The sequence below is a fragment of the Nocardioides sambongensis genome, from assembly GCF_006494815.1.
Taxonomy (GTDB): Bacteria; Actinomycetota; Actinomycetes; order Propionibacteriales; family Nocardioidaceae; genus Nocardioides; species Nocardioides sambongensis.
Genome location: NZ_CP041091.1, coordinates 4,013,561 through 4,026,057 on the forward strand (window position 1 = coordinate 4,013,561; position 12,497 = coordinate 4,026,057).

Genomic DNA, 12,497 nt, shown 5'->3' on the forward strand with positions numbered 1-12,497 from the left:
GACCCCGACCTCGTCTGGATGACGGGCTACCGGCCGACCGCGATCACCGAGCGTCTCACCATGCTGGTGCTGACCGAGGACCGGGAGCCGACCCTGGTGGTGCCCACCCTGGAGCGGCCGGACGCCGAGGCCGCCGAGGGCGCGGCCGGCGTCACGATGGTCGACTGGCCCGACGGCCGGGACCCCGCCCTGACGGTCGCGGGGATGTTGCGCCCCGGCGGCCGGTACGGCGTCTCCGACAACGCGTGGGCCCTGCACCTGCTCGCGCTCCAGGCCGCCGCACCCGCCGTGACCTGTCACGCGCTGACCGGCCGGCTGCCGATGCTGCGCGCGATCAAGGACGACAACGAGCTGGCGCGGCTGGCGGCGGCCGGGGCCGCCGCGGACGCGACGTACGAGGACGTCGTCACCCTCCGCTTCGCCGGGCGTCGCGAGACCGACGTGGCGGCGGACCTCGCCGACCTGCTGCGGCAGCACGGGCACCAGCAGGTCGACTTCACCGTGGTCGGTTCCGGGCCGAACGGGGCCATCGCCTGCGAGGAGGTGGATCGCGCGGCACGGCGGGTGATCAGCGACGCCGGGTACGGCGAGCAGTTCATCCACCGCACCGGTCACGGCATCGGGGTGACCACGCACGAGCCGCCGTACATGATCGAGGGGGAGGAGCTGCCGCTGGCGCCGAACATGTGCTTCTCGGTCGAGCCGGGCGTCTACCTCCCCGGCCTGTTCGGGGTGCGCATCGAGGACATCGTGGCGGTGACCGTCGACGGTGGTCGGCGCCTCAACACCACCGACCGCCGGTTGCGCAGCGTCTCCTGACCACCCCCGGTGGGGTGGGGCGTGATCACCCCCGGTGCGCCCACGATGGCCGGGCATTGTCCGGGCATCGTCCGGGCATGGTCCTGCGATGGAGGGCGCGATGAGTGCGATGGACCTGCCGGCCGACCGGCCGGCACCGAAGGCTGCGACCCGGGCCAAGGTGCCCACCTCGGCGTGGATCTCCTGGGTCGCCCTGGCGATGATGACCACCAGCTCGGTCGCCAGCCTCCGGGCCGCCCCGACGATGGCCGTCTACGGGTTGGCGTGCGTCTTCCTCTACCTGGTGCCGGCGATCGTCTTCCTCCTCCCGACGTCGCTGGTCTCGGCCGAGCTGGCCTCCGGCTGGAAGGGCGGCATCTACAACTGGGTCTCCCTCGGCATCTCCAAGCCGATGGGCTTCCTCGCGGTGTGGTGCCAGTTCGCGATGACGATCTTCTACTACCCGAGCCTGCTCGGCTTCGTCGCGAGCACCCTGGCCTACGTCATCAACCCCGAGCTGGCCTCCAGCGGGGTGTGGACCGCCTGCGTGATCGTGATCGTCTACTGGACCGGCGTGTGGGTCTCCTCCCGCGGCACCTCCGGGGTCGCCGGCCTGGCCAGCGCCGGCCTGATCATCGGCACCCTCATCCCCGGCGTGGTGCTGGTGCTGCTGGGCACCGTCTTCCTGGGGCAGGGCAACACCTCGGCCGCCCCGATGGACAGCGACCACATCCTGCCGGTGTGGGCCGGGCTGGCCAGCCTGGTGCTGATCGTCAACAACTTCCTGTCCTACTCCGGCATGGAGATGAACGCGGTGCACGTCGGGTCGTTGCGCAACCCCGGCAAGGAGTTCCCCAAGGCGATGTTCCTGTCGATGGCGATGGTGCTGCTGATCTTCATCCTCCCGGCCCTCGCGATCAGCTGGGTCGTCCCGGCCGAGGAGCTCTCCCTCACCGCCGGGGTGATGCAGGCCTTCGACGCGGTCTTCGCCCAGTTCGGCACGCAGTGGCTCACCCCGCTCTTCGGGATCATGCTGGTCGCCGCCTCCCTCGGCGGCATGCTGACCTGGCTGGCCGGACCGTCGAAGGGGCTGTTGATGATCTCCCGGCAGGAGGGGTATCTGCCGCCGTTCCTTCAGCGCCTGAACCGGCACGGCGTCCAGCAGAACATCCTGGTGACCCAGGGCGTCATCACCACGGTGATCGCCCTCGGCTACGCCCTCATCCCCGACGTGTCCAGCGCCTACTGGATCTTCTCGGTGATCACCACGCAGGTGTACCTGATCATGTACCTGCTGATGTTCGTGGCGGCCGTCCGCCTGCGCAGGATCGATCCGGACCATCCACGCGGCTATCGCGCTCCGATGCTCGTCGGACTCTGCGGCGTGGGGTTCGCCGCCTCGCTCGCGGCGCTCCTGGTCGGCTTCGTCCCGCCGTCCCAGTTCGGCGGCGGCGACCCGATCGTCTATCTGCTGGTCGTGGGCGGTGGCGCGCTCGGGCTGGGCCTGGTGGTGCCGTTCCTCTTCTACAGGTTCCGCAAGCCGTCCTGGAAGCAGGCCGAGGAGACGGAGGTGACCACATCATGATGGAGGACGGCGGGTTCACCACCGACAGCGTGGAGCGTCGGCGCGACAAGTGGGTCTATGCGTTCTTCGGCGCCGTGCTCGCCGTGCTCTGCGTCGTCGCGCTGATCCTGTTCGACCGAGGCAGGGACACGGTCCAGGCGGCGGACAAGGCCGACGAGTTCATCGCAGCGCTGCAGGCCGAGGGTCTGACGGCGCCGTCGCAGGATCAGGTCGCCCGGGTGCTCGGGGAGGACGGCGGCGCGCTCTGCGACGACCCGGGCCACGGCCTGCGGCGCTCGCTGATGAACATGCAGCTCGGCAACGGCGCGGCCGGCCCGGGGATGCGACCGACGCTGGTCGACAGCGCCCGGCTGCTGAAGGGTCAGATCATCGCGATCGAGGTCTATTGCCCCGAGGAGCTCGAGAAGTTCCGCGACTACGTGGACGAGCTCGACTCCGAAGATGTCACGGAGGGCTGAGGTGAGCCTCGTCGACCGGATCACCGCGCTGATGCCGCAGGCTCGCACGGAGCTCGCCGAGCTGGTCTCGATCGAATCCGTCGCCGACCCCCGGCAGTTCCCTCCCGAAGGGTGCGAGCGCGCCGCACGATGGGTGGTCGACGCGTTCGGAGGGGTCGGCTTCACCGACGCCGACCTGCACCCGACCACCGACGGCAGCATGGCGGTGGTCGGATCACGGTCCTGCGGCGACCCCGCAGCTCCCACGGTCCTGCTGTACTCGCACTACGACGTCCAACCGCCGCTCGACAGCACGGCCTGGCGGACGCCGCCGTTCGAGCTCACCGAGGTCGACGGTCGGTGGTTCGGCCGCGGGGCGGCGGACTGCAAGGGCAACATCGTCGCTCACCTGGTCGCGCTGCGCGCGCTCGGCGAGGAGCTGCCGGTCAACCTCAAGCTGGTCGTCGAGGGCTCCGAGGAGCAGGGGACCGGTGGCCTGGAGGCGTTCGTGCCCGAGCACGCCGACCTGCTCCGGGCCGACGCCATCCTGGTCTGCGACACCGGCAACGCTGCCGTGGGACAGCCGGCGCTCACGGTCAGCCTGCGCGGCTTCGTCAACCTCGTCGTCGAGGTCGAGGCGCTGCCGTCCGAGGTGCACTCGGGCATGTTCGGCGGCCCGGCGCCCGACGCCCTCGCCGCGCTTGTGACGATGCTCGCCTCGCTGCGCGACGCCGCGGGCGACACGACCATCCCGGGCCTGGACAACACCCAGACCTGGCACGGCGCCCCCTACGACCCGCAGGCGTTCCGCACCGACATCGGCCTGCGGCCCGGGGAGTCGCTGCTCGGGTCGGGCACCGTGTCGGACATGTTGTGGGCCCGGCCCGCGGTGACCGTCCTCGGCATCGACTGCGCCCCGGTCGTCGGGTCGACCGCGGCGATCGCACCGAGGACGGCGGCCCGGCTGAACCTGCGCATCCCGCCCGGCACCGACCCGGCCACCGCCGAGGCGGCGCTCACCGACCACCTCCGGGCCGTCGCACCCTGGGGGTCGAGGTCCGGATCCGTCGGGAGGCCGAGGGCAGCCCGTTCCGCGCGGAGACCAGCGGACCGGCGTACGACGCCATGTGCGCCGCGATGAGCGAGGCCTACGGGTGCGACCTGGCGCTGCTGGGCCAGGGCGGCTCGATCCCGCTGTGCAACGTCTTCGCCGACACCTACCCGGGAGCCGAGATACTCCTGATGGGCGTCGAGGAGCCACTGGCACTCATCCATGCGCCGAACGAGAGCGTCGATCCCGGCGAGATCCGGCGGATCGCCACCGCCACGGCCCTCTTCCTGCAGCGGTACGCCACCGCCCGATCCGGCTGACCGGCCCTCGGAGCAGCGCACTCGGGTCCGGTCCCGGCACCGGCCGCGCGCGTCAGCCGCCGGTCGGGGCGGACGAGCGCGACCGCTGGATCCGCCGCCACCAACCGAGCAGGATCACCGGCACCGTGACCACCACCAGCCCGTAGCCGAGCCACTGGCCGAGCCGGAAGGAGCGCTCGTCGCCGGCCAGCGCGTCGCGGACCGTGTCGTCGTCGAGGTGGGCCTCGTACGGCGCGGCCGGGTCCCAGAGGACGGTGACCTCGTCGCCGACAGCCCAGCCGTCGCAGGCGTCGTACTCGACGAAGCGCTGCCGGGTCGCGACGCCGTCGACCCGGGCCCGGTAGGCGACCACCGGGCAGTGCACCGTCTCGGTCCACGTGCGGCCCCGGCGTCGCCGGTGGGTGACTTCCCGCTCCCGGATCTCGACGACCTTCCCGGCGCTGCGCTCCCCGTCGGCGCGCAGCCGGTCGAAGTCCTCGACGCTCTCGCTCGGCCCGCCCCAGGTGTGGCTCAGCCAGACGAGCAGGACACCGAGCACCAGCAGCGTGTACCGCGCCACGCGGGTCAGGCCGGCATCAGGTGGAACACCGGGATCACCCGGTCGGTCCACTCGACGTACTTCTCGTAGTTCGGCCACACGGTGACCATGTGGCCCCACGCGCGCTCCCGTTCGGCGCCGTCGAGCTCGCGCCAGGTCGCGGTGCTGGGCCGGCCGCGGTAGCGGACCTCGACGGTCCGGGCCGCCCGCAGGTTGGCGGTCCACACCGGCGGCCTGGGACCGCCGAAGTTGGAGCCGGCGATCAGCCAGCCGCCGCGCCAGGGCACGCACATCAGTGGAGTGGAGCGGGGCAGCCCGCTCTTGCGGCCGTCGACCGTGAGCATCAGGTTCGGCAGACCCGCGAGGTCCAGGATGCTCACCCTGCCGCCGCTGAGCCGCTGCAGCCTGGTGTCGGTCCAGGTGATCTGGGGCAGCAGCCTCGGCATCCACGGCTGGGAGCCGAGCCGGATGGCGATCGGTGTCAGGAGACCCATAGCGCCAGAACATAGTGCGTTCCGCACGACGACGTGGCGTGCGTTCCGCACGACGACGTGGCGTGCGTTCCGCACGACGACGGGGCGTGCGCCCGGTACGACGACGGGGCGCCGTCCGGTCCGGACGACGCCCCGTTCGTGGCCTGCGGGTGAGCTCAGCTCACGGCGCGACCGGCTGCCGGGTGAGCACCTTGTAGGTGTAGGCGGTGCCGATCAGGGTCAGCGGGAAGGTGAAGAGCGCGCCGATCAGGCACAGGATCGCACCGGCAGCGGCGATCAGGCCGCCGACGATGTACCAGATGATGGTGTCGCCGAGGTTGTCCTTGATCAGCTCGAAGCTCGCCCTGATCGCGTCGATCGGCTCCATCTGCTTGTCGATCACGAAGTAGAGCGCATAGCTGGTGAGGAACGTGATGACGATGCCGGGCAGGTAGCAGAGCATGTAGCCCACCGCGCTCGCGCCGCCGATGATCAGCGCGGTGAGCAGCACCTTGCCGACGTTCTCGAACCTGAACACCTCCGCCGCCTCGAAGGCGCGGCCCTCGGTGATCCCCAGGGCGCCGCGGATGATGCCGGCGCCGAGCACCTGGGCGATCACGAAGACCACGCCGAACAGTGCGGCGTTGAGCACCATCCGGACGAAGAACGGCGTGTTCCAGTCGGTCAGCGCGGCGATCACCACGGTGCCGAGGATGGCGACCACCGCGACCGCGGCGACCAGGGCGATCGCGGCCAGGATGATCTGCGCCAGGTTGGTCTGCAGCTTGTTCCAGCCGTAGCTGACGGCCGCCCCGAGGTCCCATCCGCTGCTGGGCGGGCCCGCGGGGGCGGCGCGCCGTGTCCACCCGGGGCGGCGGTCCGCCGTACCCGCCCGGCGGCGGGGAGGCGTGCCACCGGGCGGCGGCGGAGGAGGCTGGTTGACCGACATGGGTGTGTCTCCTTCTCGAGATGTCCGGCACGAGGCTAGTGCGTCGCGGGCCCGGGCTCCCACCGTTCCGACGCGGTCCCGGACCGGAACCGGAGCGTCGTCGCCGGTTGTGCCGCCGTTCAACTCCCGGTCGGGTCCGCTCCCTACATTCCGGCCGTGCGTGCGTTCCCGTTCCTGACCCGCGGCCTGGTCGGCAGCGCCCTGGTGCTCGGCGGCGGACTCGTCGTCTCGACGATCCCGCACACCGCGCCGGTGCTCCGGTCCGACGCGCTGGCCGCCCTCCGGGGTGCCGAGCTCGGTCGGATGGCCGGGCTCACCGTGGTGCTGGTCGGGCTGGGCATGATCGCGGCCGCCTGGTTGGCACTGTGCCGCACGGTCGCGGCGGACGGGCCGGTCGGGCACCGGGAGGCGGTCGACCTGGTCCGGTTCGCCACGGTGGTGTGGTCGGCGCCGCTGCTGCTGGCGCCACCCCTCTTCTCCCGCGACGGCTGGTCCTACGCCGCGCAGGGGATGCTGGCGCGGGTGGGGCTCTCGCCGTACGAGAACGGCCCGGTGGCGCTGCTGCCGGACTTCTGGTCGCTGCTGCGGCAGGGGCCGGCGCCGATCGTGCAGGCGGTCGATCCGATGTGGATGGACACCTCCGCCCCTACGGTCCGCTGCCGTTGGTCTTCGGCGCGCTGGTGGCCGGGGAGACCGGCAACCCGTGGATGCTGGTGGTCGCCCACCGGGTGCTCGCCCTCGCCGGGCTGGTGCTGCTGGCCTGGGCGGTGCCGCGGCTGGCCGGCTGGACCGGCGTCAACCCGGCGCTGGCTTCGGCGATCGTGCTCGCCTCACCGCTGATGCTGGCCAACGGGGTCGGCGGCCTGCACAACGACCTGCTGATGGTCGGACTGATGGCCGCCGCCCTGGTGCTGGCCGTCGAGCGGGGCTGGGCGTGGGGTGCGGTGGCCGGCGGGCTGGCGGCTGCCGTCAAGCTCCCCGGCGGCCTGGTCTGCATCGCGGTGGCCCTGGTCAGCCTGGCGCCCGGCACCCCCCTGCCCACCCGGGTACGACGCCTCGCCGGCGTCGCCGGGGTCTCGCTGGCCACCCTCTTCGGACTGGGCGCGGTCACCGGCCTGGGCCACGGCTGGGTCCACGCACTGAGCGTCCCCGGCGAGGTGGAGACACCGCTCTCGATCACCACGATGACCGGCAAGGCGCTGGACGCGGGAGCCGCGGCCGTGGGACTGGGCACCGACCGGGACACCTTCCGTGACCTGCTCCGCGCCGCCGGTGTGCTGACGACGTTGCTGGTCGCCGGCTGGGTCGCCCTGCGCTGGCGCACCGGGGACCCGGCCCGGGCGATCGGGTCGGTCGCCCTGACCAGCGGCCTGTTCGTGGTGCTCTGCCCCACCGTGCACCTGTGGTACTTCCTGATGCTGCCGCCGTTCCTGGCCACGCTGCGGCTGCCGCGGCTCGCGCTGGGCGCGCTGGTGGTGCTGTCGGTGGTGCTGGGGCTGGTGGCGCCGCTGGACTCCTCCCTGCACGGGGCCTATCTGGCGATCGTCACCGGCTGCATGACGATCGCGCTGCTGGTGCCACTGCTGCTGCTGACCCGCCGGGCGCGGGAGAGCCTGGACCGGATCACCGCCGGCCGCTGGCTGGTGCCGCAGGACGGGTGACCCGGGAAGCCCGCAGGGCGCGGCACCGACTCAGGCCGGCACCGACACCCGCTCCGAGCCCACCCCGTGGATCTCCAGCATCCGCTGCACGGTCCGTGACCACGGGAACTCCTCCGCCCGGGCGCGGGCCGCCTGCCGACGTGCCCGCACCGGCCGCGCGGCGACCCGCAGCACCGCATCGGCCAGCGAGACCGGGTCGGGGGCACCCCACGCACCGCAGCGCGCGTCGACCAGCTCCCGGGCACCACCGCGGTCCGCGGTGACCACCGGGGTGCCGCAGGCCAGTGCTTCCAGCACGGCCAGCCCGAACGTCTCGCCCGGGCAGACCGACAGCGCGACGTCGGCCTGGTTGATCCGTCGCCGCAGCTCGTCGCGGCCGCCGACGAAGCCGTGGAAGCGCACCGGCGCTCCGGCCGCCAGCGCCTCCAGCTCGTGGCGGTGCGGCCCGTCGCCGTACACGTCCATCCGGACCGGGAGACCGCGGCGGTGCAGCTCGACGGCGGTGGCCACGGCCAGGTGGGGCGACTTCTCCCGGGAGAGCCGTCCGACGTGGGCGAGCCGGAGCACGCCGTCGGGCGGGTGCGGAGGACCGGGGCGGAAGACCGACAGGTCGACACCGAGCGGCACCTGCTCCAGCGGACAGCCGGCCGCGTCGGCCAGCTCCTGGAACTCCGCGCGGGCGTAGCGAGACGTCACCACCAGGGTGTCGAAGCTGCGCACCACCAGGCGGTTGACCATCCCGACCGAGACCTTGGACGTGGTCGGCTTCCCGCTGCGCATGGCGAGCATGTCGGTCATCTGCTCGTGGGAGAGGCAGACCGTGCGCACGCCGGCCCGGCGCGCCCACCAGGCGACCGGCAGCAGGGTCAGCTTGTCGTTCCACTCGACCGAGGTCGGCGCGAAGCGCTCCAGGACGTCGATCAGCCGCCAGGGCTCGACGATCAGGCGGTAGCCGCCGCCCACCCGGGGCGCGCGGACCTGCACCACCGGACCGAGCGGGCTGTCGTGGCGGGCGTCGGTGGGGCCCGGCACGACCAGCAGCCGCTCCACCCCGGAGTCGACGTACCCGCGACCGAGCTCGGCCAGCGCCGTCCTCATGCCCCCCGATGCGGCACCGACGAAGTTCGCGAGCTGGGCGATACGCACACCCGGACCATCCGGCACGCGGATGAACGACGCCCGACCGGCGGATGGATCGAGGGTGAGCGTTGCCCCGGTTGACGGGCGCGGGAGACTGGCCCCATGGCGCGACGAGCTCCCCGCAACGACGTCGACGAGGCCGACCTGCGGGTCGGTGAGCCGGACGACCACGCCGCCGGGCCGGTGGCGGTCGCGGTCGCGATGAACCGCGCGGTCGAGCAGATGGGCACCGTGCGCACCGCGCGCACCCTGACCCGGCTCAACCAGGTCGGCGGCTTCGACTGCCAGGGCTGCGCCTGGCCCGACCCGAGCCCGGCCACCGGCACACCGCCGAGTTCTGCGAGAACGGGGCCAAGGCCGTGGCGGAGGAGGCCACCCTGCGCCGGATCGGGCCGGAGTTCTTCGCCGCCCACCCGATCGCCGAGCTCGCCGAGCGGACCGACTACTGGCTGGGTCAGCAGGGCCGGATCACCCAGCCGATGGTGCTCCGGGCCGGCGCCACCCACTACGAGCCGATCGACTGGCAGGCCGCGCTCGCGATGATCGCCGACCACCTGCGCGGCCTGGACAGCCCCGATGAGGCGATCTTCTACACCTCCGGCAAGACCTCCAACGAGGCCGCGTTCCTCTACCAGCTCTTCGCCCGCTCCTTCGGCACGAACAACCTCCCCGACTGCTCCAACATGTGCCACGAGTCGACCTCGGTCGCGCTCGCGGAGTCGATCGGGATCGGCAAGGGTTCGGTCAGCCTGCGCGACGTGGAGACCGCCGAGCTGGTGGTGGTGGCCGGCCAGAACCCGGGCACCAACCATCCGCGGATGCTGAGCGCCCTGGAGAAGTGCAAGCAGAACGGCGGCCGGATCCTCTCGATCAACCCGCTGCGCGAGGCCGGCATGGTCCGGTTCAAGAACCCGCAGAAGCCACGCGGGGTGGTCGGCGCCGGCACCGAGCTCGCCGACCTGCACCTGCCGGTCCGGATCAACGGCGACCTCGCCCTGTTCCAGGCGATCGGTGCGCTGCTGCTCGACTGGGACGAGCTGGACCGTGAGTTCATCGCCCGCCACACCCACGGGTTCGAGGAGTACGCCGACCACCTGCGCGCCCTCGACTGGGCGGCCGTCGAGCGGGCCACCGGGCTCTCCCGCGACCAGATCGAGGAGGCGGCGCGGATGTTCGCCGACTCCGACGCCACGGTGACCTGCTGGGCGATGGGGATCACCCAGCACCGCAACGCGGTCGCCACCGTCAAGGAGATCGCGAACGTCGCGTTCCTGCAGGGCAACATCGGCAAGCCGGGGGCCGGCCTGTGCCCGGTGCGCGGCCACTCCAACGTCCAGGGCGACCGGACGATGGGGATCTGGGAGCGCAGCCCCGACCACTTCCTCGACGCCCTCGCCGCGGAGTTCGGCATCGCGCCGCCCCGGGAGCACGGCCTCGACACGGTCGCCGCGATCACCGCGCTGCACAAGGGGGAGGCGAAGGTCTTCGTCGGGATGGGCGGCAACTTCGTCGCCGCCGCGCCGGACACCGCGGTCACCGAGGAGGCGTTCCGCGCCGCCGAGCTCACCGTGCACGTGTCCACCAAGCTCAACCGCTCGCACGTCGTGCACGGCCGGGAGGCGCTGATCCTCCCCGCGCTCGGGCGCAGCGAGCGCGACCTGACCGGTGGCCGGTTGCAACGGGTCACCGTGGAGGACTCGATGTCCGCGGTGCACGCCTCGCACGGCCCGCTGGACCCCGCCTCGCCGCACCTGCGCTCCGAGGTGGACATCGTGAGCAGCCTGGCGCTGGCGGTCCTCGGCGAGGACCACGTGGTCCCGTGGGCGTCGTTGCGGGACGACTACACCGAGATCCGCCACCGGATCGCCCGGGTGGTGCCCGGCTGTGCGGCCTATGCCGAGAAGGTCGACCAGCCCGGCGGCTTCGTGCTCCCGCACCCGCCGCGCGACACCCGCACCTTCCCGACGGAGAAGGAGCGGGCGATGTTCGCGGTCAGCCCGCTCGACGTGCTGCACGTCCCGGACGGCCGGCTGCTGCTGCAGACCCTGCGCAGCCACGACCAGTTCAACACCACCATCTACGGCCTCGACGATCGCTACCGCGGGGTCAAGGGCGGCCGCCGGGTGGTGTTCGTGCACCCCGACGACATCCTCGCCCTCGGGCTCGCCGCCGGCGACCTGGTCGACCTGGTCAGCGAGTGGACCCACCGCGGCGACTCGGGCTCGCCCGGCGCCGACGGCCACGACGGTGCCGTCGTGGAGCGCCGCGCCCCCGCGTTCCGGGTGGTCGCCTACGACCAGCCCCGTGGCTGCGCCGCCGCGTACTACCCCGAGACCAACCCGCTGATCCCGCTCGCCTCCACCGCGCTGGGCAGCAACTGCCCCACCTCCAAGTCGGTCGTCGTGCGCCTCGAGCCCAGTGAGGGCGACGACGCCCGGCGCTACGCGAGCGACGCCGGGCAGGTGGTCCCCTCGGGACGCGGCGACGACGACAAGCGGCACGTCGAGCCGGACCAGCTCTCGTGACCCGGCTCGACGACCCCGGTCCCGCCCTCACCTGCAGCACCGGTCCGGACGCGGCGCCGGAGGTGCTGACGCCGAGGGAGGTGCCGCTCGGCGGTCCGCGGGCGATGCGGGTACGTCGCACCCTGCCGCAGCGGGAGCGGTCCCTGGTCGGCGCCTGGTGCTTCGTGGACCACTACGGGCCGGATCCGGTCGCGGAGTCGGGCGGGATGAGCGTGGCGCCGCACCCGCACACCGGGCTGCAGACCGTCAGCTGGCTCTTCACCGGCGAGATCACCCACCGCGACAGCGCCGGACACCATGCCCGGGTGCGGCCGGGCGAGGTCAACCTGATGACCGGCGGCCACGGGATCAGCCACTCCGAGGTGTCCACCCCGGAGACCGAGGTGTTGCACGGCGCCCAGCTGTGGGTGGCGCTGCCCGACCACGCCCGGGACACCGCACCCGGATTCCAGCACTACGCGCCGCCGGCGCTGACCGGTGCCGGATGGACCGCGCGGGTCTTCCTCGGGTCGTTGCTCGGCAGCACCTCGCCGGTGGCCACCCACACCCCGCTCCTCGGTGCGGAGCTGGTGCTGGAGCCCGGGGCGGTCCTCGACCTTCCGGTCGAGTCGACCTTCGAGCACGGCGTGCTGGTGGACAGCGGAGAGGTCCGCGTCGACGGCACGGTCGGAGCCGCCGGCGAGATGGTCTACCTGCCGCCGGGTCGCTCGCGCCTGGAGGTGACCACCGACCCGGCTGGCGACCCGCCGGTCGCGACCCGGCTGCTGCTGATCGGCGGCACCCCGTTGGGGGAGTCCATCGTGATGTGGTGGAACTTCGTCGGCCGCAGCCACGAGGAGATCGCGGGCTTCCGTCAGGACTGGCAGGACCAGATCACCAACGGCGGTGTCGTGGTCGGCGACGGCCAAGACGTCGCCGACGGACGGTTCGGTGTCGTCGTCGGTGACCACCTGCCGCCGATCCCGGCCCCCGAGCTCCCGAACGCGCGGCTGCGTCAGCGTCGCTGACCCGCGTCGACCG

At 72.6% G+C, this 12,497-nt stretch carries 12 protein-coding genes and 1 pseudogene; 9 read left to right on the forward strand and 4 right to left on the reverse strand.

Annotated elements, in window-relative coordinates; translation table 11 throughout:
• Positions 1–18: 18 nt before the first annotated feature.
• The 5 genes from FIV43_RS18670 to FIV43_RS22860 all read left to right on the forward strand — a co-directional run bounded on the left by FIV43_RS18670 (position 19) and on the right by FIV43_RS22860 (position 4,191).
• Positions 19–819 carry a M24 family metallopeptidase gene (locus FIV43_RS18670; protein ID WP_141015342.1) on the forward strand — a complete coding sequence of 267 codons (801 nt, stop codon included), beginning with the start codon at positions 19–21 and terminating at the stop codon, positions 817–819.
• Between the two features lie 100 nt (positions 820–919).
• Positions 920–2,383: an APC family permease gene (locus FIV43_RS18675; RefSeq protein WP_181407585.1), complete on the forward strand. Its 1,464-nt coding sequence runs from the start codon at positions 920–922 to the stop codon at positions 2,381–2,383.
• The gene (locus FIV43_RS18680) at positions 2,380–2,841 is read left to right on the forward strand and encodes a DUF732 domain-containing protein (RefSeq protein WP_196780884.1); all 462 of its coding nucleotides are present in this window, start codon (positions 2,380–2,382) and stop codon (positions 2,839–2,841) included. The genes FIV43_RS18675 and FIV43_RS18680 overlap by 4 nt, the downstream gene beginning before the upstream one ends.
• 1 nt (position 2,842) lies before the next feature.
• Entirely contained in the window at positions 2,843–3,961 is a 1,119-nt protein-coding gene (locus FIV43_RS18685) for a M20/M25/M40 family metallo-hydrolase (protein ID WP_231123524.1), read from the forward strand.
• Positions 3,958–4,191, forward strand: a complete 234-nt coding sequence (locus FIV43_RS22860) for a hypothetical protein (protein ID WP_231123525.1) — start codon at positions 3,958–3,960, stop codon at positions 4,189–4,191. The genes FIV43_RS18685 and FIV43_RS22860 overlap by 4 nt, the downstream gene beginning before the upstream one ends.
• A 52-nt stretch (positions 4,192–4,243) precedes the next feature.
• Here the strand turns inward: FIV43_RS22860 and FIV43_RS18690 are convergent, their stop codons facing one another.
• The 3 genes from FIV43_RS18690 to FIV43_RS18700 form a co-directional block, all read right to left on the reverse strand.
• On the reverse strand, positions 4,244–4,750 hold the full coding sequence (locus FIV43_RS18690) for a DUF3592 domain-containing protein (RefSeq protein WP_181407586.1): 507 nt from the start codon (positions 4,748–4,750) through the stop codon (positions 4,244–4,246).
• 5 nt (positions 4,751–4,755) lie between these two features.
• Positions 4,756–5,223 (reverse strand): nitroreductase family deazaflavin-dependent oxidoreductase, encoded by a 468-nt coding sequence (locus FIV43_RS18695; RefSeq protein ID WP_141015345.1) that lies wholly within the window; start codon positions 5,221–5,223, stop codon positions 4,756–4,758.
• A 160-nt stretch (positions 5,224–5,383) separates the two neighbouring features.
• Entirely contained in the window at positions 5,384–6,151 is a 768-nt protein-coding gene (locus FIV43_RS18700; protein ID WP_141015346.1) for a hypothetical protein, read from the reverse strand.
• Between the two features lie 204 nt (positions 6,152–6,355).
• On the opposite strand from FIV43_RS18700, the pseudogene mptB (FIV43_RS23330) reads away from it, so the two are divergent.
• Both mptB (FIV43_RS23330) and mptB (FIV43_RS18705) read left to right on the forward strand, forming a co-directional pair.
• Positions 6,356–6,682 (forward strand): annotated as a pseudogene (gene mptB, locus FIV43_RS23330) (polyprenol phosphomannose-dependent alpha 1,6 mannosyltransferase MptB); the annotation flags it as partial.
• 131 nt (positions 6,683–6,813) lie between these two features.
• Positions 6,814–7,812 (forward strand): polyprenol phosphomannose-dependent alpha 1,6 mannosyltransferase MptB, encoded by a 999-nt coding sequence (gene mptB / locus FIV43_RS18705; protein ID WP_141015347.1) that lies wholly within the window; start codon positions 6,814–6,816, stop codon positions 7,810–7,812.
• Positions 7,813–7,842: 30 nt separating this feature from the next.
• Here the strand turns inward: mptB (FIV43_RS18705) and FIV43_RS18710 are convergent, their stop codons facing one another.
• The gene (locus FIV43_RS18710; RefSeq protein WP_231123526.1) at positions 7,843–8,958 is read right to left on the reverse strand and encodes a glycosyltransferase; all 1,116 of its coding nucleotides are present in this window, start codon (positions 8,956–8,958) and stop codon (positions 7,843–7,845) included.
• 353 nt (positions 8,959–9,311) lie between these two features.
• Here FIV43_RS18710 and FIV43_RS18715 point away from each other — a divergent pair, with 353 nt between their 5' ends.
• On the forward strand, positions 9,312–11,477 hold the full coding sequence (locus FIV43_RS18715) for an FdhF/YdeP family oxidoreductase (RefSeq protein ID WP_231123527.1): 2,166 nt from the start codon (positions 9,312–9,314) through the stop codon (positions 11,475–11,477).
• Positions 11,474–12,484, forward strand: coding sequence for a pirin family protein (locus tag FIV43_RS18720; RefSeq protein WP_231123528.1), 1,011 nt, complete (start codon positions 11,474–11,476; stop codon positions 12,482–12,484). The genes FIV43_RS18715 and FIV43_RS18720 overlap by 4 nt, the downstream gene beginning before the upstream one ends.
• Positions 12,485–12,497: the final 13 nt, after the last annotated feature.